At 47.9% G+C, this 21,102-nt stretch carries 23 protein-coding genes; 1 reads left to right on the top strand and 22 read right to left on the bottom strand.

Annotated elements, in window-relative coordinates:
* Positions 1-29: 29 nt before the first annotated feature.
* The 7 genes from M1Q06_RS06980 to M1Q06_RS06950 form a co-directional block, all read right to left on the bottom strand.
* Positions 30-803 carry a TrmH family RNA methyltransferase gene (locus tag M1Q06_RS06980; protein WP_434402440.1) on the bottom strand — a complete coding sequence of 258 codons (774 nt, stop codon included), beginning with the start codon at positions 801-803 and terminating at the stop codon, positions 30-32.
* A 51-nt stretch (positions 804-854) separates the two neighbouring features.
* Positions 855-1,298, bottom strand: coding sequence for a small multi-drug export protein (locus tag M1Q06_RS06975; protein WP_121300228.1), 444 nt, complete (start codon positions 1,296-1,298; stop codon positions 855-857).
* The gene (locus tag M1Q06_RS06970; protein WP_434402438.1) at positions 1,295-1,789 is read right to left on the bottom strand and encodes a hypothetical protein; all 495 of its coding nucleotides are present in this window, start codon (positions 1,787-1,789) and stop codon (positions 1,295-1,297) included. The genes M1Q06_RS06975 and M1Q06_RS06970 overlap by 4 nt, the downstream gene beginning before the upstream one ends.
* Before the next feature lie 2 nt (positions 1,790-1,791).
* Positions 1,792-1,992, bottom strand: coding sequence for a helix-turn-helix transcriptional regulator (locus M1Q06_RS06965; RefSeq protein WP_058383657.1), 201 nt, complete (start codon positions 1,990-1,992; stop codon positions 1,792-1,794).
* Between the two features lie 264 nt (positions 1,993-2,256).
* Entirely contained in the window at positions 2,257-3,219 is a 963-nt protein-coding gene (locus tag M1Q06_RS06960) for a nuclease-related domain-containing protein (RefSeq protein ID WP_434402435.1), read from the bottom strand.
* Positions 3,220-3,484: 265 nt separating this feature from the next.
* Positions 3,485-4,573, bottom strand: coding sequence for a M42 family metallopeptidase (locus M1Q06_RS06955; protein ID WP_058381059.1), 1,089 nt, complete (start codon positions 4,571-4,573; stop codon positions 3,485-3,487).
* Between the two features lie 71 nt (positions 4,574-4,644).
* Complete coding sequence (locus tag M1Q06_RS06950) at positions 4,645-5,130, bottom strand: dUTP diphosphatase (RefSeq protein ID WP_434402433.1); 486 nt, start codon at positions 5,128-5,130, stop codon at positions 4,645-4,647.
* 90 nt (positions 5,131-5,220) lie between these two features.
* Here M1Q06_RS06950 and M1Q06_RS06945 point away from each other — a divergent pair, with 90 nt between their 5' ends.
* Positions 5,221-5,613 (top strand): hypothetical protein, encoded by a 393-nt coding sequence (locus tag M1Q06_RS06945; protein WP_058381061.1) that lies wholly within the window; start codon positions 5,221-5,223, stop codon positions 5,611-5,613.
* A 16-nt stretch (positions 5,614-5,629) separates the two neighbouring features.
* Here the strand turns inward: M1Q06_RS06945 and M1Q06_RS06940 are convergent, their stop codons facing one another.
* The 15 genes from M1Q06_RS06940 to hflK form a co-directional block, all read right to left on the bottom strand.
* Positions 5,630-5,893 (bottom strand): DUF1294 domain-containing protein, encoded by a 264-nt coding sequence (locus tag M1Q06_RS06940; protein ID WP_434402431.1) that lies wholly within the window; start codon positions 5,891-5,893, stop codon positions 5,630-5,632.
* Positions 5,894-5,982: 89 nt separating this feature from the next.
* Positions 5,983-6,342, bottom strand: a complete 360-nt coding sequence (gene rplT / locus M1Q06_RS06935; RefSeq protein ID WP_058381063.1) for a 50S ribosomal protein L20 — start codon at positions 6,340-6,342, stop codon at positions 5,983-5,985.
* Between the two features lie 177 nt (positions 6,343-6,519).
* Positions 6,520-6,720, bottom strand: a complete 201-nt coding sequence (gene rpmI, locus M1Q06_RS06930; protein ID WP_058381064.1) for a 50S ribosomal protein L35 — start codon at positions 6,718-6,720, stop codon at positions 6,520-6,522.
* Between the two features lie 28 nt (positions 6,721-6,748).
* A complete protein-coding gene (gene infC, locus M1Q06_RS06925) occupies positions 6,749-7,267 on the bottom strand; it encodes a translation initiation factor IF-3 (protein WP_083509123.1) in 519 nt (172 codons plus the stop codon).
* A 262-nt stretch (positions 7,268-7,529) separates the two neighbouring features.
* Entirely contained in the window at positions 7,530-9,458 is a 1,929-nt protein-coding gene (thrS, locus tag M1Q06_RS06920; RefSeq protein WP_434402428.1) for a threonine--tRNA ligase, read from the bottom strand.
* Between the two features lie 694 nt (positions 9,459-10,152).
* Positions 10,153-11,091 carry a primosomal protein DnaI gene (dnaI, locus tag M1Q06_RS06915; protein ID WP_101805172.1) on the bottom strand — a complete coding sequence of 313 codons (939 nt, stop codon included), beginning with the start codon at positions 11,089-11,091 and terminating at the stop codon, positions 10,153-10,155.
* Positions 11,092-12,462, bottom strand: a complete 1,371-nt coding sequence (locus M1Q06_RS06910) for a replication initiation and membrane attachment family protein (protein WP_434402426.1) — start codon at positions 12,460-12,462, stop codon at positions 11,092-11,094. It lies immediately after the preceding gene.
* Between the two features lie 12 nt (positions 12,463-12,474).
* A complete protein-coding gene (nrdR, locus tag M1Q06_RS06905) occupies positions 12,475-12,951 on the bottom strand; it encodes a transcriptional regulator NrdR (protein ID WP_101190108.1) in 477 nt (158 codons plus the stop codon).
* A gap of 121 nt (positions 12,952-13,072) precedes the next feature.
* Positions 13,073-13,456 carry an adenosylmethionine decarboxylase gene (gene speD, locus M1Q06_RS06900; RefSeq protein ID WP_068868886.1) on the bottom strand — a complete coding sequence of 128 codons (384 nt, stop codon included), beginning with the start codon at positions 13,454-13,456 and terminating at the stop codon, positions 13,073-13,075.
* 311 nt (positions 13,457-13,767) lie between these two features.
* Positions 13,768-14,787 (bottom strand): glyceraldehyde-3-phosphate dehydrogenase, encoded by a 1,020-nt coding sequence (locus M1Q06_RS06895; RefSeq protein ID WP_434402424.1) that lies wholly within the window; start codon positions 14,785-14,787, stop codon positions 13,768-13,770.
* A gap of 109 nt (positions 14,788-14,896) precedes the next feature.
* Positions 14,897-15,493: a dephospho-CoA kinase gene (coaE, locus tag M1Q06_RS06890; protein ID WP_434402422.1), complete on the bottom strand. Its 597-nt coding sequence runs from the start codon at positions 15,491-15,493 to the stop codon at positions 14,897-14,899.
* A 9-nt stretch (positions 15,494-15,502) separates the two neighbouring features.
* Complete coding sequence (gene mutM, locus M1Q06_RS06885) at positions 15,503-16,372, bottom strand: bifunctional DNA-formamidopyrimidine glycosylase/DNA-(apurinic or apyrimidinic site) lyase (RefSeq protein WP_434402420.1); 870 nt, start codon at positions 16,370-16,372, stop codon at positions 15,503-15,505.
* Positions 16,373-16,385: 13 nt separating this feature from the next.
* The gene (polA, locus tag M1Q06_RS06880) at positions 16,386-19,022 is read right to left on the bottom strand and encodes a DNA polymerase I (protein WP_434402418.1); all 2,637 of its coding nucleotides are present in this window, start codon (positions 19,020-19,022) and stop codon (positions 16,386-16,388) included.
* 67 nt (positions 19,023-19,089) lie between these two features.
* Positions 19,090-20,070 (bottom strand): protease modulator HflC, encoded by a 981-nt coding sequence (gene hflC / locus M1Q06_RS06875; protein ID WP_434402416.1) that lies wholly within the window; start codon positions 20,068-20,070, stop codon positions 19,090-19,092.
* Complete coding sequence (hflK, locus tag M1Q06_RS06870) at positions 20,070-21,041, bottom strand: FtsH protease activity modulator HflK (protein WP_434402414.1); 972 nt, start codon at positions 21,039-21,041, stop codon at positions 20,070-20,072. The genes hflC and hflK overlap by 1 nt, the downstream gene beginning before the upstream one ends.
* Positions 21,042-21,102: the final 61 nt, after the last annotated feature.

The raw sequence follows: 21,102 nt of genomic DNA, 5'->3' as shown, positions 1-21,102 counted from the left end.
TTCTATTATAATGAACTTTCGCCGGTTAATCAAACACCAGTTTTGGGAACGAGGCTATACAATAGAATTCCAGTTGCTACGGCTACGTTCAATGATTCTGCCGGGCCGTAAAGCGGCACCATGAGATTCTGGTCGGTCTGCTCGAGTAGCTGCGGCTCCACGCCGCTTCCTTCATTTCCAACAATCAGCGCAAAACGCCCTTTCGATTCCGCCTCGTACATCGGCACCGATTGGTAAAGAGCCGTCCCGTAAACCGGAATGTCCCGCCCTTTCAAGCGTGCAACCCAATCGAACAAATCGCCTTTGACAATCGGCACCTGGAAATGCGCGCCTTGCGCAGAGCGCACCGTTTTCGGATTGTACGCATCCGCCGAACCTTTTCCGAGCACAACAGCGTCAATTCCGGCCGCTGCCGCGGTGCGGATCATCGTCCCGACATTGCCTGGGTCTTGTACGGCGTCGATCAAAAGCAAGGTCTGCCATTGCTCTTGCACAGAGTCGCCATACTCCGGCTGTGCGCAATGGGCGAAAATGCCTTGCGTATGCTCAGTTTCCGCAATTTCTTTTGCGATCTGTGCCGTCACTACATAAAGCGTGAGGCCCTCGATATCCCAAGCATCTGGAATTTCCGTGCCTTCGCGGACGATCAAGCCTTTGATCCCGTCTTTCTTATTCAACGCCTCTTCCGTCAAATGAAATCCTTCGATGAGAAATTCCCCGAATTTATCGCGCTCTTTACGGGTTGTGCTCAGTTTCTTCCAATGTTTGACAAGCGAGTTCTGCAATGATTCAATTCGTTTCATAATACGTTCACCACTTTTTTCAGAATAGCTCCAGTATAGCATAGGGCCGTTTTACGCAGTAAAGAAATCAAAGCCAAGTGCTGTCAAAATCCCGAACGCGAGCGTCCAGACCCCGATGCTGATGATCATCCAGACGGTCGTATTGCGCTTCGTCGCACCCAAAGTCATGCCGATGAATGCCGCGATATGCGTGCCGATCAAAATTGGCCCTAAAAGCGATAGCCCCGGCAGCCCGTATTTGTTCCAGATGCGCACTGCGCGTTCGTTTTTCTTCGACGGCTCCTTGCCTTTTGCTTCCTGGCGCTTATCGTACCAGATTCGGAATTTGTCGAAGCCGATAATAAGCAGCATCACCGTCAACATATTCCCTACAAATGCCGTGATCATGACCCATACCGGCGACAAGCCCCAGACAATGCCGAGCGGGATGACGAGCGCGATTTCTAACCACGGAATCGCCGCCCCGAGGAATATTAATGCGTATTCATAAATCATTCAGCTGCCTCCTTCAGATGCCTGCGCATCTCCATATAATAAATCAGGTTCTGGCCGAATGCGACAGCGAGGATTCCCCAGACAATGAAAAGTCTCGGGATCGGGAAAAGCATCACGATCAATGCAAAGAACGGCAATGTCCAGGTGATGAATGTATACACTTTCTGCACCGCTTTTCTTGTGATGAACGTCATTCCCTCGTCTTGTTCCATGTATTCAGGAGGGCGCATTGAAAATGGAGAAATTTTCTTGCCTGGATTTTTTCGGTTGTACGCTTGCAAAGCAATCAAATAGATGGTGATTAATACTAAATACGCGATCAATGCCGCAAACAGCAAGAACCCTTCCACCGCTTGCGTTTCGATGCTCAAGCTCGAATCAGTCTTCGTGACATTGACGAAGCTTGAAGTGAACCCAACCGCCATCACTGCCAAAATCAAAATAAATGCCATATTCCAAAGCGGGTATGTCATGCGAAAATCCTGTTTCATTTTTACTCCTCCTCCAACCAAAATAAGTCGCCTACTTCCACTTGCAAGACCTTAGCGAGCTTCAAAGACAATGTAATTGACGGTGAAAATTCGCCTTTCTCGATAAATGCAATCGTTTGCCGCGTTACATCCACTTGCTTGCCCAGCTCGCTTTGTGTAAACCCATAGCGAGCCCGTAGCTCTTTCACCCGGTTTTTCAGCATCCGCTTCATCCTTCCTTTAAAAATGTTAGGTTTATATTACATAATGTATACTAAACTTAACATTTTATCAAGTAAAGCTAATGTAGAAGCAATTATTTTATTGGGGAGTTTCGATATATTTGCGGAATATGGAGGATTCTTTGCCGAATGCATTAGGTTATTAGTGAAATTCGTTGAGTTATTTGCGGAATACTATTCATTGTTTGCGGAATACATCGATTTATTTGCATAACCCCATAAAAGCTTTTCACATTACGTGAAAAGCTAGTCTTTTTTCTTTAAAGAGTACGTCCGATTGCGCAAAGCACCAGCAGTCTCTAAATCATATGCCCCTAACAGACGGGAAGTAATATAAGGCGATTCGAGATTGCAGAATTTCCGGAGTTTCCTATTGCTAAGGTGTGTATTAATCAGCGAAAAATATTCCCGGATTGTATGTTGAAAAGCGAGCGGGTCCACCGCTTGGCAGTCGGCACAAATCCATCCTTTCTTATGCTTTCGCATCATACTAAGATTTTTACAGCTTGTGCACAGTATACCCGTATACAGCTCGGTTTCATCTATTGAGTATAAATGACACAATGGTTTTCTCTTATAAGGGGCACGAGATTGCTCGAGGAGTTTCTGAATTTCCGATAAATCATGAGGGTAGCTTTTTAGGGGGAATTCCTGAAGGATGTTGAATAAATAATCGACCAATTGATATGTTTTGCAGACGTGGTGTTGCTTTGGCTTAGCCAGAAATTCACAATGTTTAGATGTAAATACGACAATCCCCGAAACGGGCAAATCGATATTCTGCCTTTTGAAAAATAACCTCAAGAAACGGATATGCTTGTTCAACTGGATCGTCGGATCTTCCATTATCGTTTTTACGCCTTCTATATTGGTTCTTGAAAATTCACCGGTTTTATCATCAAAATAAAGTTGGCCGCTAATATTTTTCGATTCGATGACAATTGCCCCGCGCTCCGTCAATAACAATCCATCCACTTGGACTTTCCACCGATCTCTTGACAAGCATACATTTTTCAAAAATCGGTGTTGTTCCTCTGTCTCGAATTCAACCATTTTCCGGTGCAGCCTCTCTTCGCCCCTTTTTCCGGCCATTGCCTTAAAAATTTCAACTTGGATAAATTCCCGGCGCGAATGATTGTCAGGCAATCGATGTAATAGACTCTCCAGCGACTCTGTTTCAGATAATAATGCTATTTCTTTTTTGCCCATTGAACACCTCCTAATATGATAGTTGAAGTATAGCATTCGGCGATGCCTCTTTCACCACAAATTGGCGCTTATGGGCTTTTCCAATCATTTTGTTTGCGGGATGGTTACCGTTCTTTGCAAAACCCTATGATTTATTTGTGGTATTTCTCTGGTTGTTTGCCAATCGGCTTATTTTATATGCGAAATATAAATGCTTTTTTGCAATTTCACTTCGGCTTTTAACCAATAAAAAACCCCTCCACAAAAATTGGAGGGATTTCATTATTCAATCGAATGTAATTTTCGTTACTGTGTCGCGGTCGAGCTTCTTGATTACTTCAATGATCAATTTTACAGCATTTTCGTAGTCGTCGCGGTGCAAGATGCCTGCGTGTGAATGGATGTAGCGCGTCGCTACACCGATTGACAAGGCCGGTACGCCGTTTGCCGTTAAATGGATCGAGCCGGCATCTGTTCCGCCGCCTGCAATCGTTTCGAACTGGAACGGGATTCCTGATTCTTCCGCTGTATCGACAACCAACTCACGCAAGCCGCGGTGAGACACCATCGAAGCGTCGAACAACAGGATTTGCGGGCCGTCGCCCATTTTGCTGTTGGATTCTTTTGAGGTGACGCCTGGCGTGTCTCCTGCGATGCCGACATCCACTGCAAAACCGATATCCGGCTGGATGAATGAAGTCGCCGTTTTCGCGCCGCGCAAGCCCACTTCTTCCTGGACTGTTCCGACGCCATATACGACGTTCGGGTGGTCGACGCCTTTCAAGCCTTTCAAGACATCGATAGCAATCGCGCAGCCAATGCGGTTGTCCCAAGCTTTCGCCATCAATAGCTTATCGTTGTTCATGACAGTGAACTCGAAATAAGGAGTGACCATATCGCCTGGCGTTACGCCCCATTCTTTTGCTTCTTCACGTGAAGATGCGCCGATGTCGATAAACATATCCTTGATTTCCACCGGTTTTTTGCGTGCTTCCGGAGACAGGATATGCGGCGGTTTGGATCCGATAACCCCTGTGATTTCTTTTCCGCTGCGCGTTGTAATTGTCACGCGCTGAGCAAGCATGACCTGGTTCCACCAGCCACCGACCGTTTGGAATTTCAGGAATCCTTTATCGTCAATCTGTGAAATCATGAAGCCGACTTCATCTAAATGTCCGGCGACCATGATTTTCGGCCCATCTGCAAGCCCTTCTTTTTTAGCGATCAAGCTGCCGAGATTATCCGTCTCGATCGTGTCGGCAAATGGCTCTATGTATTTCTTCATAACCTCGCGGGATTGGCGTTCATTGCCGGGAATGCCATTCGCGTCTGTCAAATCTTTCAACATTTGTTGTGTTTCATCTAATTTTGACATTATTTCGACCTCCTAAATAGTCATTGCTTTTTCAGTATATAGGAAAGCGGTTACGTTATCAAAAGATTCATTCAATACCCTTGCTGCTGGCGCTTGTAATTGGTTTCATTCTTTTCTACATAAGCTGTCAGTACTTCTTCATAGCTGAAACCGAGTGCTTTTGCTAGTGCCCCGAAGGTCTGCCATAAGCTTAAATACTCTTCGTGCGTTGCTTGTTCTGCAAACCGGCCGACGCCTTGATGGGCAGAGAGGAACAGTTCCGTCAGCTCTTGTTCATTGGTCGCTGCTGGCCATTGTTCCAGTGAATCAAAGCCCTTTTCAATGCCAAGCGACAGGATGAAATGAATGCAGTCAACATACTCCTCCAGCAAAACGCTTTTATCCGAAGGGCCTTTCGTGCTCCAGAACTTGAAACATCTCGTTTCATTCGCAAGTTCCGACAATTCCACTTGAAGGGCTAGCACTTTCTTGCGGAACACCGATTCCTCGACGTTTCTATTCGATTGGATATAGCGGTCGAGTTCCCGCTGCATGTGAAATAATTCCTGAAGGTTCATAGACTTTCTCCTTTTTGATCAAAATTGTGAAACTTCCAAGCTTCTGTTACGTATTATACACAAGACTATCCTGATAAGGGGGGCAATCCGATGGCATTTTTGATCCGCTTGATCATCATCGCCTTGATTATTTACTTGTTTTACCGTCTCCTCAAATTCATTTTTGACCCCAAGCGCAAGCTCGATGCCGCGCTGGAATCCGGCACTTATTATTTTCACGACGATGTGGGGAACGTCCGCAAGAACTTTTTCATCGCCATGCGCGGCGTTCTGTTTGAAGGCGAGAAATATTTAGGGACCACGAAAGAGGCATTTGATGTCGTCTCCATTTTTATCTGGACCGAAACGCCTGACAAATTGATCGGCTTCTCGAAAGAGGATTTTCATTTCCTGGAGAAGGAGATCCGCATGAACTATCCGGATGCGGACATTTCCTGGAAAAGCCCAATCGAACAATTGATGAAAAAAGAGGAAGAAGCCTAAGCTTCTTCCTCTTTTGTTATTGAGACGCTATCCAAACTAGCAAGCTGGCTTGAATCAAGGCTAGGGCAAAGAATCCGATGCGGAAATTCGTATGCTTCGTTTTATGCCTGAACAGCATCATTCCCAGATATGCGCCGATGCCCCCGCCGATTACTGCGACTAGCCACAGGCGTTTTTCGGGGATGCGCGGCCCACGTGCTTGCGCCTGCCTTTTGTCTGCCCACATCATGATAAAGGCAAAACTCGACATGGCGGCTAAATAAGCTGCCAAAATGATCATTCTCTTCCCTCCCGAACGGCTTCAACAAAAAAAGGCCGGCAATTAGCCGGCCTCCTTTCTATCGAACCAGGCACTAGGCCTAGTGTGAATTAGTTGTTAGATGCTTTTTTCGCTTGGTCAACCAAAGCTGTGAAAGCAGCTGCATCAGATACAGCGATTTCAGCTAGCATTTTGCGGTTGATGTCGATGCCAGCAAGTTTCAATCCGTGCATCAAGCGGCTGTATGAAATGTCATTCAAACGAGCTGCTGCGTTGATGCGAGTGATCCACAATTTGCGGAAATCACGTTTTTTGTTGCGACGGTCACGGTAAGCATAGTTACCTGACTTCATGACTTGTTGGTTCGCTACTTTAAATAGTAAGTGTTTAGAACCGTAATAACCTTTAGCTAATTTTAATACTCTTTTACGACGCTTGCGCGTCACTGTTCCGCCTTTTACGCGTGGCATATTGAATTACCTCCTGCTTGAATATGAAAAATTCGATTTTTGTAGTTGTGGGTGTTGTCTAGACTTCAACGGCCAACTCCTCGGCCTTAAGCTGCCCTTCCTGTGCGGCATAAAGCGCCGCTTCGGAAGTACATCTTAAGTCGGCCGGAGCTGAGCGGCCGTTTCCGCTTTTCGTTCTTACTTCATGTTGTAGATCAATGATTTGATGCGTTTCAAGTCGCCTGCAGAAACCAATGAGCCCTTACGGAGCTTACGTTTTTGCTTAGTTGACTTGTTAGCGAACAAGTGGCTTGTGTGGGAACGGTTGCGTTTTACTTTACCAGTTCCAGTTTTCTTGAAGCGTTTAGACGCTCCACTGTGGCTTTTCATTTTCGGCATTTCGGGTTCCTCCTAAACAATTATGCTATTATTCCTTCTCGTTGACCGGGTTCAGCATCAAGAACATGCTGCGGCCTTCCATTTTCGGGCGCTGTTCAACCGTCGCGACTTCCTTGCACTCTTCTGCGAAGCGCTCAAGGACGCGTTGTCCGATTTCTTTGTGCGTGATCGCACGGCCTTTGAAACGGATTGAAGCTTTCACTTTGTCGCCTTTTTCAAGGAACTTGATGGCATTGCGGAGCTTCGTGTTAAAATCGTGGTCATCGATGCCAGGGCTCAAACGAACCTCTTTGACGTTGATGATCTTTTGGTTTTTACGAATTTCGCGCTCTTTCTTTTGCTGTTCAAATTTGAACTTGCCGTGGTCCATGATCCGTGCGACCGGCGGCTTAGCTTGAGGAGCCACTAGTACTAGATCCAAGTTGACACGAGCTGCAATCTCGAGCGCCTCGTTGCGTGATTTGATTCCGAGCTGTTCACCATTTTGGTCAATAACCCGTAATTCACGTGCACGAATGCCTTCGTTTACATTGTTGTCTCTGCTAATAATGATCCACCTCCGGGTAGTGTCGCGAATAGCTTAAATGTGTAAACCGGACGATCCGGTTCACAGGTGCAAACAAAAAGCGGGCGAACCCCGAGGAGTTCGCCCGCCATAATATGACACATGCTAGATGCATGTAAAAGTCAATCGTGTCTACCTGCCAACAATCGGTCGATCAGGTGAGAAGCGGGCGCTCCTGCTTGCACATATAAGTATTCAATAACCTAAATAAGAATATCACGCAGCGCTTTTACTGTCAAGCACTTTAGCGAAGTTCGGATTGGACGAGTTTAAGGAAGTCTTCGAATGGCATGCTCTCCGAGTTCTGCTCGCCATATTTGCGGACGTTGACCGAGCCGCTTTCGAGCTCCTTATCGCCGATAACGAGCATATATGGAACTTTCTGCATTTGTGCTTCGCGGATTTTGTAGCCCAGTTTTTCATCGCGCTCATCGATATCGACGCGCAATTTATGCTGCTGCATTTTCTCCTGAAGCTCTTTTGCGTATTCGCTGTGCACATCGAGCGATACCGGGATGATTTCCACTTGCACCGGCGCGAGCCATGTCGGAAATGCACCTTTGTATTCCTCGATTAAGAATGCGACGAAACGTTCCATAGTCGAAACGACGCCGCGGTGAATGACGACCGGACGGTGCTGTTTGCCGTCTTCACCGATATACGTCAAATCGAATTTCTCCGGCAACAAGAAATCAAGCTGGACAGTCGACAAAGTTTCTTCTTTGCCGAGCGCTGTTTTCACTTGAACGTCGAGTTTTGGCCCGTAGAACGCTGCTTCACCTTCTGCTTCAAAATAATCGAGGCCCAGTTCATCCATCGCTTCTTTCAGCATCGATTGCGCACGGTCCCACATGGCGTCATCGTCATAGTATTTTTCTTTATCAGCCGGGTCGCGGTAAGATACGCGGAACGAATAATCTTTTAAATCGAAGTCTTTGTACACTTCAATGACGAGATTGACGACGCGTTTGAATTCTTCTTTGATTTGATCCGGGCGCACGAATAGATGGGCATCGTTCAATGTCATGCCGCGTACACGTTGCAGGCCGGACAAAGCACCTGACATTTCATAGCGGTGCATCAATCCAAGTTCTGCGATGCGGATCGGCAATTGGCGATAGGAATGAATACCTTGCTTGTAAATCATCATGTGATGCGGGCAGTTCATCGGGCGCAGCACTAAATCTTCATTGTCCATTTGCATGACCGGGAACATGTTTTCCTGGTAGTGATCCCAGTGGCCGCTTGTTTTATACAATTCGACACTGCCCATAACCGGAGTGTAGACGTGGTCATAGCCCATGCGTTCTTCTTTGTCGACGATATAGCGTTCGATGATGCGGCGGATTGTTGCGCCTTTTGGCAGCCACATCGGCAAGCCTTGGCCGACTTTTTGGGAGTTCATGAATAAATTGAGCTCCTTGCCGATTTTGCGGTGGTCGCGCTCTTTCGCTTCTTCGAGCATTTCAAGATGGGCTTTCAATTCTTCTTTTTTGAAGAACGCTGTTCCATAGATACGCTGAAGCATTTTATTGTCGCTATCGCCGCGCCAGTACGCACCAGCGACGCTCAATAATTTAAATTCTTTCAATTTTCCCGTTGATGGCACGTGGATGCCGCGGCATAAGTCGAAAAATTCGCCTTGTTCGTAGATCGACACTTGCTCATCTTCTGGGATCGCTTCTAGAAGCTCCAACTTGTATGGGTCGTTGATCGCTTCAAAGCGTTGCTGCGCTTCGTTTCTCGATACTTCCACGCGGACGATGTCCAAGTTTTCATTGATGATTTTCTTCATTTCTTTTTCGATGACCGGCAGATCTTCAGCTGTAATCGCCGACTCTGTATCGATATCATAATAGAAGCCGTTTTCGATGACCGGCCCAACGCCAAGCTTAGCATCCGGATACAGGCGCTTGACTGCTTGAGCCATCAAATGCGCTGAGCTATGGCGAAGTACTTCCAATGCTTCTTCGGATTCCGGCGTGATGATCGCGATCTCGCCATCCGCCTCAAGAGGTGCTTTTAAATCGACCAAGTTGCCGGCAAGCTTGCCTGCCACCGCTTTTTTGCGAAGGCCCGGGCTGATGGACTGAGCGATTTCTTCTGTAGATGTTCCTTTTGCGAACTCTTTTACTGCGCCGTCTGGAAATGTTAATTGAATCATGTCTGCCATATGAATCTCTCCTTTAAATGATATCGGGTGAATCGCGAACCACAGGGTCTGGTTCAGCGCTTCAGGGTTTTTGGTGTCTAGCTTCAGCTGCCTGCTCCTCGGGTCGTAAGTCAGTTTCTCTGTGCGGCGAAAAGCACCGCTTCGGGAACCCGGCTTACGCCTGTCGGGGGGCCACAGGATGTGGGTCAGCTAACCGTTGCGACAGGACGTCGCGTCCTTAGCTTAGCTTCCTCTTTCAGGCAGCTTCCGCTTTTCTTGATGTCTAGCTTCAGCGCCTAGCTCCTCGGGGTCTTAAGTCACCCTGGCTGTGCGGCAGAAAGCGCCGCTTCGCCAGTGCGCCTTAAGCCTGTCGGAGCTGAACAGGCGCTTCAGCTTTTCTTTTTTTCCACACAAAAAGCCCCATCCCAAAAGGGACGAAGCTCTGTTCGTGGTTCCACCCTTCTTCTCTTCCGCACATTTTTTGCGCACGGAATGAAGCTCTGCATCGGCTAACGGGCCGGTACCGTCGCCTGCTACTGGAGTTCGCAGGCGCTGCTCGAAGGGGGTAAACAAAAACGCTGTGCCGGGAAGCTTTCAGCCGTGTCTTCCCTCTCTGTGTGCCATGCGTGATCGCTCATGTCCTTGTCGTTGCATGTAAATCATTATTGATGATTATTACTATACGATGAAAAAAATCAAAAGGCAATAGTTTCTCTTACTTGTTGCGGCGGTTTTCGCCTTCAAGTTTCACGGGAACGGTCAATGCCTGAATCCGTTCCATGATGCGCGCTGCTTTTAAGTCTTCTTTTTCGCCGCGCTGTGAATAAGTCAAATGGTGCGCAAGTTCAGAGTAGCTAAAGTTCGAACTCATGAAGGTCGGCAATTTCTCCGCCATCCGGTAATGAAGAATCGTACCGAGCACTTCATCGCGCGTCCAGCTCGACATCGCTTCAGCTCCGATATCATCGAGCATGAGCACATCGGCTTTTTTGACGTATTCGATTTTCTCCTGAAGTGTATGGTCGCCGATCGCTTGCTTCATTTCGCGCATGAATTCCGGCACGAACACAAGAACCGTTTTCACATTGATCTCCGCGAGTTCATTCGCGACCGCGCTTAGCAAATAGGATTTGCCAGTCCCGAACTTGCCGTATAAATACAAGCCTTTTTCCGGAAGCGAATCCGGGCCTGTCGCTTTCTCCAGAAAATCATCGACTGCGCGGAAAGCTGGCAGCCTACGGTCATCGAGCTCGAAGTTTTCGATTCTCGCCGCCATCACTTCTTTTGGCATATACATGCTGTGGATCAAGGAAGAAGCATGGCGTTTATTGTCTTCAGCGGTCTTCAAACGGCATTTCGTATACGAGATGCCGATATTGCCGCGCTCCAATACGAGATTCGGTTCGAATCCTTTCAGATGATTGATGCAGCCGCCGAGGTTCGGGCATTTATTGCAGTCATGCGATTGGTCGATATATTCGTATAGCTTGCCCATGCCTTTTTCCACTGTCGGGCCGTCAATTTCCTCTTCGTGTTCTTTGAGGAATTTGAGGACGCCGGGATGTTCCAGCACTTCTTTCTTCATCGCATCATAGCGCTCGGAAAATGAGGGCGCATTGACCACTCGCTTCATCGTTTCACGAATCGGTTCCATCTAATCACCCTTCCTTTTCTTCAACGCAAGCTTCGCAAGCAATTTCTGTTTTTCCTGTTCGAGCTGTTCACTTGAAGCTCCTTGTCCAGGTGTTTCCACTTCGTCTTTCTTATTGAACCATTCAGGCAACTTTTCTTCGCGGATCGGCTTGCGGCCGGAAGATGCCGCTTTTTTAGGCGCGGCACCTGATTCGTTTTTCCATTTCATATACTGTGTATGTTCGATGCGTGCAAATTCCATCGCCTGCTTGGCTGTCGTGACATTTTTTCTCAGCCAATGTGAGGCAATTTTCTCTACATACGCTTTTGTCAGTTTCATATCCGTGCGCAATAGGACATATTGAAGCAACACATTGACGACAGCCGGCTCCATGCCATGCTGCGTCACCAACTGGTTCGCCAATTGCACATCGGCCGGCAGTGGTTCTTTGCCGTCTGCAATGTCACGCAGCACTTGAAGCGGCGACGCTGATTCCAAATATGCGATCAACTCGTCTTCTTTGTTTACAGGTCCTTGTTGTGCATCAGGTTGTTGCGTTTTCGGTTCTGCCTTTTTGACAGGCTCGAGTTTCGGCGCAGTTGTCGTGACGGTCATTTTATAATAATCGGAAGCAGCTTTTCGCAGCCCTTCCTCATCAATCCGGTAATCATCTTCAATCGCCAGCAATACGACCTTTTGCATCTCAAGCGGGCCGAAACCGTAGAGAAATGAAAGCTTTACGATAAAATGGCGGATAGCCGGCGTCAGCACGCGCTTCGGCACAAGCTGTTCGGACAGTCCTTGGCGTAATAGCGCAAAATCAAAGTCCTGTTCCATCTCATATTCCCCGTCTGTCCGGGATTCAAGCTCTTTTTCGTCTGCAGGGTACCCCGACTTCGCATGCACCGGCTGGAAGATATCCGTAAAAGTCCTGGAAACTTCTGTGTATCCCGTTGCGAGCGGCGTCTGGATGACGAAACGATCGCGGACGCGCCGATAAGACGATTCCCCGATTTTACTGAACAGGAACATCGACAATAGCGGGTCGGCAAAAAAGGTTTTCGGGTCGAGCGGCGGGCTCAGTTCATAGATGAAGGAACGGTTTTCCCCGTCTTTCCGGAAAGTTTTCAATAAGCCAATCGCTTCGAGTTGGATGCGGGATTCAAAAATCGCCTTGACGGGTTTTCCGAGCGTGTTCATCAGTGTATAATGCGTCGAATCCTCAGACCGCATTTCACCGTCGGCCCAAAGCGTCAAGTAAAGGGAGATGGCGTCAGACCCGATCATCGGCTGATAGAGGAGCGTCAGCAATTGGCGGTCGTAATTGGAAAATGGATACGGCATGCGGATCCGGTACAAGTCGGCGGGCTGAAGTTCTTTGTACATCGTCATGTGGTCACCGCCTTATTTGCTGTCCTTGTCACCGGGATTGCGATCAAGCAGATCCTTGAGTTCATCGATGAAGACCGTAATGTCTTTGAACTGGCGATAGACGGAAGCGAAGCGGACATAGGCCACTTCATCGATATCCGCCAAACGGTTCATGACCAGTTCTCCGACTTCTTCCGATTTCACTTCAGGATTGCCGCTCCGGCGAAGTTCTTTTTCGATATCGAAAACGACCCCTTCAAGCATATCGAGCGAGACTGGGCGTTTTTCACAAGCGCGGATCAAACCGCGCAACACTTTCTCGCGGCTGAATTCTTCACGGGAGCCATCTTTTTTCACGACGATCAGCGGCATCTCTTCCACTTTCTCGAAGGTGGTGAAGCGATAGCCGCATGCTTCACATTCACGACGCCTGCGGATTGATTTCATTTCATCTATTGGCCGCGAATCTACTACGCGGGTGCCGTTATGCTGGCAAGCTGGACATTTCATGGTAGACATCTCCCCGAAAATTCTCTATCTGGTAGTAACAGTATAACAAAAAAATTCCCCAAACATTAGAAAAAGCAGAGGATTTTCTCCTCTGCTTGTGTTTTGCGTTATTAGCGGTCAATTACACCGTCAGTGACACTTTTGTCGCTCCGGCGCCGACTGGTCCCATGCCGCGTGGCACTTCAGTTACTTCGCTCTGCTTTGAATCCAAAGCTTGCGCGATGTAATCAGCTGCAATTGTTGGATCAAGATCTCCACAAGTGTACACATCGACACTCGCGTATCCATGTTCCGGGAAGCTGTGGATAGTCAGGTGTGATTCCGAAATAATGACTACGCCGCTGACACCCTGTGGTGCAAATTTATGAAAAGCGACTTCGCGGATTTCCGCACCTGATTTGAGTGCTGCATCAACAAAAGTCTTTTCGATATAGTCCATATCGTTTAATTTGTCAAAATCACACTGCCAAAGTTCTGCGATTACGTGACGTCCCATAGTTTCCATGGTTCGTTTCCCCCTTTGATAACATTTTGGTTTTGCGCAAAATATTCAAAGTTGACTACCACGGGGGAAAGTTAGTCCAGAGAGGTCCTAACCCTTTAAGCAGTCATAAGAATAATAATATACGCTCCTAATTCCTTGCTCTACATAATAAATAGAATTGAGAAGTGGCAGCCGTTTTTGGCTACGATTCATAGTATATGATGAATGTTTTCGAAATGCAATAAATAAATGCTCCAGTGGGCATTTTTTTTAATATAACGACAAAAAAAGATTCCGCTTTTCAATAAGAAGAAAAGCGGAATCTTTTTGCATTATTTTGAAGCGACAGCCATAGAATTGGCTACCTTTTTCATCAAGTCGACAACACGGGCCGAGTAGCCCCATTCGTTATCGTACCAAGCGAGCACTTTCACTTTGCGGTCGCCCATGACAATGGTAGTCAAACCGTCAACGATTGCAGAGCTCGGGTTCGTATTGAAATCGATCGACACAAGCGGCTCCATTGTCAAATCGAGGATGCCCGCTAGCGCCCCTTCTGATGCTTCCGTGAAGGCACGGTTGACGTCTTCTACCGTCACATCCTGTTGGACATCGACGACAAGATCGACAAGTGACACATTCGGCGTCGGGACACGAAGCGCCAAACCGTGCACTTTTCCTTCCAGTTCAGGTAGAACCAAGGACAATGCTTTTGCAGCCCCTGTTGAAGTCGGGATAATCGACTGTCCACAAGCGCGTGCGCGGCGAAGATCCTTATGCGGGTTGTCCAAATTCTTTTGGTCATTGGTGTACGCATGGACAGTCGTCATCAATCCGTTTTCGATGCCGAATGCATCATTCAACACTTTAGCAACAGGCGCCAAGCAATTCGTCGTGCAGCTGGCATTTGAGATGATGTGGTGTTTTTCGACATCCAATTTATCATCATTGACGCCCATCACAATCGTGATGTCTTCGTTTTTGCCGGGAGCAGTCAAGATGACTTTCTTTGCTCCTGCCTCCAAATGAAGAGCCGCTTTATCGCGCGAGTTGAACTTGCCCGTCGCTTCGATGACGATATCGACGCCCATTTCCTCCCACGGGAGTTCCAATGGGTCGCGCTCGTTAACCAATTGAATACGCTTTCCGTTTACAACCAACGCATTTTCTTCCGCTTTCACTTCACCGGAGAAGGTACCGTGATTTGTGTCATACTTAATCAAGTGAGCAAGTGTTTCTGCCGGATAACCGGCGTTGACCGCCGAAATCGTCACGTCATCCATCAAAACTGCTTGTCTGAAAACCATACGGCCGATGCGGCCAAACCCGTTAATTGCAATCGAAACTGTCATGTATTTGTCCCCCAATTAAATAAGTCATACTCATATTTTCAATTCGATATATAGTATAACACATTATTCAGTTTAGAGAACCTGAAAACGAAAGAAAGCGCATACTTTTTTATGGGTGTATCTGCCAGTTGGCTAATATGCGCATTAATTGGCGCTTTGTGTGATAAAGAGAACCGTTGTTATCGAGCACTTCGTCAGCTCCTTGTTCTTTGACGCTGATCGGCAGCTGTGATGCAATACGCGCTTTGGCTTCCTGTTCGGCCAATCCGTTGCGCTCCATGAGCCGTTTTAATTGTTTCTGCTCCGACACGCTGACGACTAGGATCTTGTCGACCATGTGTTGGAGTTTGCTTTCGAATAACAGCGGAATATCCATGATAACGGTTTCATATCCTTCATCCAAAAATGCTTGGCGCTGCCTAAGCATTTCCCGGCGTATTGCCGGGTGGATGATATCATTCAATTTTTTTCTGCTCGCCGGGTCGTTGAAGATGATTGCCCCGACTTTCTCGCGGTCCATCGACCCATCAGCGCGTATCACTTCCGCGCCGAAAGCTTGCTCGATGCTGTTCAATGTGTCCGTTCCGGGCTCGACAACTTGTCTGGCGACCAGATCTGCGTCAACGACCGGATATCCCAATTCCTTGAGCATTTGCGAGACGGTGCTTTTGCCGCTTGCGATGCTGCCAGTCAATCCGATGATCATGTAGTTTCCTCATTTCTGGCAAGACGGGCAGTAAACAGACGCCCGGCTCGCGATTTTCACTGTTTTGGTTTCCGTTCCACAAACCGTGCACGTCTTCTTGCCGTACATGCCAAAACGATTCTGCATGCTGCCTGATTCCCCGTTGATATTGCGGTAATCGGAAATCGTGCTGCCGCCTGCTTCGATGCTCTCGAGCAAAATAGCGGCAATGGCCTGGAATAATTCAATTTTGCGTTTGCGGCTGATGCGGCTTGCGGCGCGTTTTGGGTGGATCTTCATGCGGAACAGCGCTTCTGTGGCGTATATATTGCCGCATCCGGAGATGACCGTGCCGTCCATGATGACTTCCTTAATCGGTTTGTTGCGGAATTTCGGGCTTTCTGCTTGCTGCAAGAACCATTCCTGGGCTTCGTCAGCGAAAGGTTCCGGCGCCATTAACAGAAGCGGCGGAAAATCCCCTTCTGTCTCCAATACACGCATTTCCCCGAAACGCCGGATATCCGAGAACGCCAATAAATTGCCATCATCGAGCGTCAGCACCACATGAACGTGGCGCCTGAACTTATCTTCCGGGATCGCCAGCAGGCTATCGACGAAAAACCAGGCCCCCGACATGCCCAGATGGTTGACGAGCAGGAATTCCTGCTCGTTTTTCATGGTCATGTAAATATATTTGCTGCGCCGTTCGACAGCGAGAATTTGGGCACCGGTCAGGCGCTCTTGAAAATCATCCGCTTCGATGCGCTTCAAGATCGCTTCTTTGCCCGATTGTTTCGATTTTCGGATCGTATCGGATACATCGACCGAGACGATGCGTTTGCCGATCGACACGGGGCGGATTTGCCGGACCACCCCTTCTACTTCCGGAAGTTCCGGCATCACACATTCCTCCTTATTTTGTATCGTACCAAGTATCACCTGACGCGATATCTACTTTCAAAGGCACATTGAGTTTCACGGCCGACTCCATCACTTCCGGAACCAGTTCCATGAGTTTTTCAAGTTCTTCGGCAGGCGCTTCAAAGATCAATTCATCATGCACTTGCAAAATCATCTTCGACTGCAGCCCTTCGCGTTCAAGCGCAATATCCATTTCGATCATCGCCTGCTTGATGACATCGGCCGCGCTTCCCTGAATCGGCGTATTCATCGCGGTACGTTCCGCAAAACTGCGCAAATTGAAATTCGAGCTGTTAATGTCCGGCAAATAGCGGCGGCGGTTCATCAAGGTTGTGACAAAGCCATCTTTTTTCGCCTGTTCGACAATTGAGGTCATATAGCCCTGCACTCCAGGGAAACTTGCCAAATACCGCTCGATAAAGTCAGCTGCTTCTTTGCGGGTAATGTTCAAGTTTTGCGACAAGCCGTAGTCACTGATGCCGTAAACGATGCCGAAATTGACCGCTTTGGCCGCGCGGCGCATGTCTGAAGTGACTTCTTCGAGCGATACATTGAACACGTCACTGGCTGTTTTCGTGTGGATATCCAGATCTGATTGGAACGCTTCGATCAAGCTTTCGTCTTTCGACATATGGGCAAGTACGCGCAATTCGATCTGTGAATAATCCGCTGCGACCATGACCCAGCCAGGTTGTGACGGGACGAACGCTTTGCGGATTTTGCGTCCTTCTTCCAAGCGTACCGGAATGTTTTGCAAGTTCGGGTTTGTGGAACTGAGCCTGCCCGTTGTCGTCAAGGCTTGTTGGAAACGCGTATGGACCTTGCCGTCCTCGTGAATTTCTTTCAATAATCCTTCAATATACGTCGACAGCAATTTACCGAGCTGGCGGTACATCAGGATATGGTGGATGATTTCGTGTTTGCCTTCCAATTTCTCCAATACATCCGCAGCCGTCGAGTAGCCGGTTTTGGTTTTCTTGATAGCTGGCAAACCGAGCTGTTCGAATAAAATAACTCCAAGTTGCTTCGGCGAATTGATATTGAATTCCTGTCCGGCAAGCGAATAGATTTCCTGTTCGATCATGCCGAGCTTGCGCTTCAACTCCACGCCCATATCTGCCAATTGCTCGCGGTCCACTTTGACGCCGAGCGATTCCATTTGGCCGAGCACTTTTGCAAGCGGCAGCTCCAATTTATCGTATAAATCGAATTGCTCATTCTCCTCAAGTTTTTTGACCACTACTGGGCGTACGTTGAAAATGGCTCTCGCTTTTCTTGCCATATGCTCATTTAAATCGTCAGCTTCCGGAACTTTTTTCTTTGCTCCCTTGCCGTAGATCTGTTCGTTGGTCGACACATCCGAATACCCGTATTCACGGACGATATCGGCTAAATCCGTATACTTCAGCGATGGATTGACAATATAGGCCCCGAGCATTAGATCAAAGTCGACACCGTCGATTTTGATGCCTTTTCTTAGGAATGCTGCTGTCGCCGCTTTGGAATCGGACATATACTTCTTAACGGATGCATCTTCGAGCCAAGCTTTCAGCGCATCCGACTCTACCACTACTTCCATCGGGATGACATATGTCGCTTTTTCGGACGCCAATGAAACGCCAAGCAAATCACAGCTATGGTAATGCTCGTCGTATAATTCCAGATGCACCGCCATGCCGTCCTCTAACAGGCTCTGATCGACCGTTTCGAGCACTTCAAAATTCAAGTCTTCCTTTTCAGTTTCCTCAGCCGTATAATCCAGCTTCTCCAGCAATGATTTAAATGCGAGCTCGTTCCAGATGCGCACCAATTCGTCCTGGTCAGGCCCTGCATAATCAAGTTCATCGATCGACACTTCCACGGGAGCTTGGCGTTCGATTGTCGCTAGTTTTTTGGACAAATAGGCAAGCTCTTCATTTTCCACGAGCTTTTCTTTCATTTTGCCTTTTTGTTCCTCGATCGCTTCATAGACACCTTCAACCGACCCGTGTTTGGCGAGCAGCTTCAAGGCCGTCTTTTCCCCGACGCCCGGCACTCCCGGAATGTTATCGGAGGAATCACCCATCAAGCCTTTCATATCGATAATCTGCAGCGGCGTCAGGCCGTATTTTTCTTGGATATGGTCCACCGTGTATTTCTCGATATCGGTGATGCCTTTGCGGGTGATATAGACGACCGTCGAGTTTGAGGCGAGCTGCGTCAAATCCTTGTCTCCCGAAACGACGACGACCTGGTCGCCCGCCTGTTCGGCTTGAAGGCTCAACGTGCCGATGATATCATCCGCTTCGTAATTATCGAGTTCGTATTGTTTGATTTTGTATGCTGAAAGCAGCTTACGCAAATACGGGAACTGTTCGGACAGTTCCGGTGGAGTCTTTTGCCGGCCGCCTTTGTATTCTTTATAGGCTTCGTTGCGAAAAGTGGTTTTCCCGGCGTCGAATGCCACCATCATATGGGTCGGCTTTTCTTCCTCCAATAGCTTTTGCAGCATCGTCGTGAAGCCGTAGACTGCATTCGTGTGCACTCCGTTGTCGTTCGTCAATAATGGCAGCGCGAAAAATGCGCGGTATGCCAGGCTGTTGCCATCAAGCAATAAGATTTTCTTTGACACAAAATTACCCCTTTCCATAAAAAAAGCCGTCATTCCCTTTATTTTACCACGCAGGTAAATAGAAGAGAAATGACGGCTCCAATCACTATTCAAGATTTCCGGATAACAGTCTTGCATAAGGTGAATCTGACGGCATGATGATGACCGTATCTTCACCGACCGTTTTCGAATACGATTCGAGTGAACGGTACAACTCATAAAATTCAGGGTCTTTCGAGAATGACTCGTTGTAGATCTGGGCGGCTTCCGCTTCCCCGTCAGCTTGGATCAAGGCCGCTTCTTTTTTGGCGGTCGCAATGACTTCCTGTGCTTCGCGGTCGGCTTGCGCTTCGATTTCACGCTTGCGTGCATCGCCTTGCGACAAATAATCCTGTGCAGTTGAATCCCGCTCCGAGATCATCCGCGTAAAGACGGCTTGTTCGTTTTCTGCCGGCAAGTCGGTCCGTTTCATGCGGACGTCGACAACTTCGATGCCGTATTGATCGGTATTGAGCAATTCATTGACTCTCTCTGTCACCGTATCATTCAAGCTGCCGCGCGATGAATTTTCATCGTTGATGATTTCATCATAATTTAACTGGCCGAGCTCGGTACGCACGACAGAATAAATGAACTCTTCCATGCGCGATTCAGCATTGATGATCGTACCGGCATTCGAAATCATGCTCAGTGGGTCAGTCACTCGCCATACTGCGTAATTATCGATCAAGATGCGTTTTTTGTCTTTTGTATTGATCTCCGCTTCCGACACATCATAAGTCATCTGGTATTTCGGAATCGTCGTGATGCTTTGGATGAACGGGATTTTCATCTTAATGCCCGGGTCTTCCTGGACTTTGACGACTTCGCCGAACTGCCGGACAACGCGGTATTCGTTTTCTTTTACGACATAGGTATTGGTCAGCACCATCAACAATGCGAAAAAGACAAGCGTCGAGATGAGGATCGGTTTCCAGTATTTCCGGTAATTGATCGGCTCTCTCGGTTCTCTCGGTTTTTTGTCCCGATTTTTATTGCCGAAGATGTCCGTTGTATTGGAGTTGCCAAATGGCTGTTTTGGATCCATCAGTTGCCGCCTCCTTCATCAGTTTCTTCTTCCGCTGCCGGCGGTACCACGGTCTGCATTTCACCGAGCGGCAAATACTTCATTGTTCCCTCATCGTCATTCATGATATACAATTTGGCATTCGGTAGCACCGACTCCAAGGTTTCCATGATCAAACGCTGCCTGGTCACTTCCGGATTGCCTTCGTATTCCGCATACAGTTTATCGAATACCGCGACATCTCCTGTCGCTTGCTCGACACGTTCAACTTTCTGTGCTTCCGCACGGGAGTTGATGGCGGATTTCTCACCTAGAGCTTCGTTTCGTTTCTGGTTTTCGTATTTATTCGCCTCGTTGATTTTCGTGTTCATCGTCTCACGGGCATCCGTCACGTTCGTGAACGCTGCACGGACTTCTTCGTTCGGCAGCTCCACATCCTGAAGCTTGACCGCCAAGACGGAAATGCCGATATCGTATTCTTCGATTAGTGATGATAGCAAGTCGCGTGTCTCCGCTTCGATTTCCGCTTTCCCTGAAGTCAAGGCGTCATCGATCAAGGAGCTTCCGATGATCGAACGGATGGATGCTGAAGTGGCATCGTGCAGCATCTCTCGCGGGTCTTCCGCATTGAAGAGAAATTTTTTCGGGTCGGTAATTTTCCACTGGACGACAAGATCGGTCAAAACGATGTTCTCGTCTCCTGTAATCATTTTGGTTTCTTTGTCGTAGGAAGTAACTTCGCCATCCTCGTTTTGGTCATAGCCAAATTGAAGGCTATACGTTTCTTTAGACATCACTTCCGCTTTTTGGACCGGCCAAGGCATCTTGAAATGAAGCCCTGACTCCGTAACTGGCTCTCCTGCTTCGCCAAATGTAATAATGACTGCCTGCTCCGATTCATCAACTGTATACCAGGAAGTAAAGACAGCAACCAATAATAGGATGCTGGCGACCGACAGCCCGACAATCGTCAGGATTCGTTTCGTGGTCATGTTGTTTCCCCCTTTTTTCTTTATAACTATGTATACGGAATGATTGTGAAATAGTTTCAAC

The organism is Planococcus sp. 11815, assembly GCF_051096385.1.
GTDB lineage: Bacteria > Bacillota > Bacilli > Bacillales_A > Planococcaceae > Planococcus > Planococcus citreus.
Note: the sequence above shows the minus strand (reverse complement) of the source record. Positions and strands in the feature narration are given on the sequence as shown.

Excerpts from the sequence above, each read along its gene's own strand:
- M1Q06_RS06980 (WP_434402440.1), bottom strand. The coding sequence starts at position 803 with ATGAAACGAATTGAATCATTGCAGAACTCGCTTGTCAAACATTGGAAG.
- M1Q06_RS06975 (WP_121300228.1), bottom strand. The coding sequence starts at position 1,298 with ATGATTTATGAATACGCATTAATATTCCTCGGGGCGGCGATTCCGTGG.
- M1Q06_RS06970 (WP_434402438.1), bottom strand. The coding sequence starts at position 1,789 with ATGAAACAGGATTTTCGCATGACATACCCGCTTTGGAATATGGCATTT.
- M1Q06_RS06965 (WP_058383657.1), bottom strand. The coding sequence starts at position 1,992 with ATGCTGAAAAACCGGGTGAAAGAGCTACGGGCTCGCTATGGGTTTACA.
- M1Q06_RS06960 (WP_434402435.1), bottom strand. The coding sequence starts at position 3,219 with ATGGGCAAAAAAGAAATAGCATTATTATCTGAAACAGAGTCGCTGGAG.
- M1Q06_RS06955 (WP_058381059.1), bottom strand. The coding sequence starts at position 4,573 with ATGTCAAAATTAGATGAAACACAACAAATGTTGAAAGATTTGACAGAC.
- M1Q06_RS06950 (WP_434402433.1), bottom strand. The coding sequence starts at position 5,130 with ATGAACCTTCAGGAATTATTTCACATGCAGCGGGAACTCGACCGCTAT.
- M1Q06_RS06945 (WP_058381061.1), top strand. The coding sequence starts at position 5,221 with ATGGCATTTTTGATCCGCTTGATCATCATCGCCTTGATTATTTACTTG.
- M1Q06_RS06940 (WP_434402431.1), bottom strand. The coding sequence starts at position 5,893 with ATGATCATTTTGGCAGCTTATTTAGCCGCCATGTCGAGTTTTGCCTTT.
- rplT (WP_058381063.1), bottom strand. The coding sequence starts at position 6,342 with ATGCCACGCGTAAAAGGCGGAACAGTGACGCGCAAGCGTCGTAAAAGA.
- rpmI (WP_058381064.1), bottom strand. The coding sequence starts at position 6,720 with ATGCCGAAAATGAAAAGCCACAGTGGAGCGTCTAAACGCTTCAAGAAA.
- thrS (WP_434402428.1), bottom strand. The coding sequence starts at position 9,458 with ATGGCAGACATGATTCAATTAACATTTCCAGACGGCGCAGTAAAAGAG.
- dnaI (WP_101805172.1), bottom strand. The coding sequence starts at position 11,091 with ATGGAACCGATTCGTGAAACGATGAAGCGAGTGGTCAATGCGCCCTCA.
- M1Q06_RS06910 (WP_434402426.1), bottom strand. The coding sequence starts at position 12,462 with ATGACGATGTACAAAGAACTTCAGCCCGCCGACTTGTACCGGATCCGC.
- nrdR (WP_101190108.1), bottom strand. The coding sequence starts at position 12,951 with ATGAAATGTCCAGCTTGCCAGCATAACGGCACCCGCGTAGTAGATTCG.
- speD (WP_068868886.1), bottom strand. The coding sequence starts at position 13,456 with ATGGAAACTATGGGACGTCACGTAATCGCAGAACTTTGGCAGTGTGAT.
- M1Q06_RS06895 (WP_434402424.1), bottom strand. The coding sequence starts at position 14,787 with ATGACAGTTTCGATTGCAATTAACGGGTTTGGCCGCATCGGCCGTATG.
- coaE (WP_434402422.1), bottom strand. The coding sequence starts at position 15,493 with ATGATCATCGGATTGACTGGCAGCATCGCAAGCGGCAAAAGCACCGTC.
- mutM (WP_434402420.1), bottom strand. The coding sequence starts at position 16,372 with ATGCCGGAACTTCCGGAAGTAGAAGGGGTGGTCCGGCAAATCCGCCCC.
- polA (WP_434402418.1), bottom strand. The coding sequence starts at position 19,022 with ATGGAAAGGGGTAATTTTGTGTCAAAGAAAATCTTATTGCTTGATGGC.
- hflC (WP_434402416.1), bottom strand. The coding sequence starts at position 20,070 with ATGGATCCAAAACAGCCATTTGGCAACTCCAATACAACGGACATCTTC.
- hflK (WP_434402414.1), bottom strand. The coding sequence starts at position 21,041 with ATGACCACGAAACGAATCCTGACGATTGTCGGGCTGTCGGTCGCCAGC.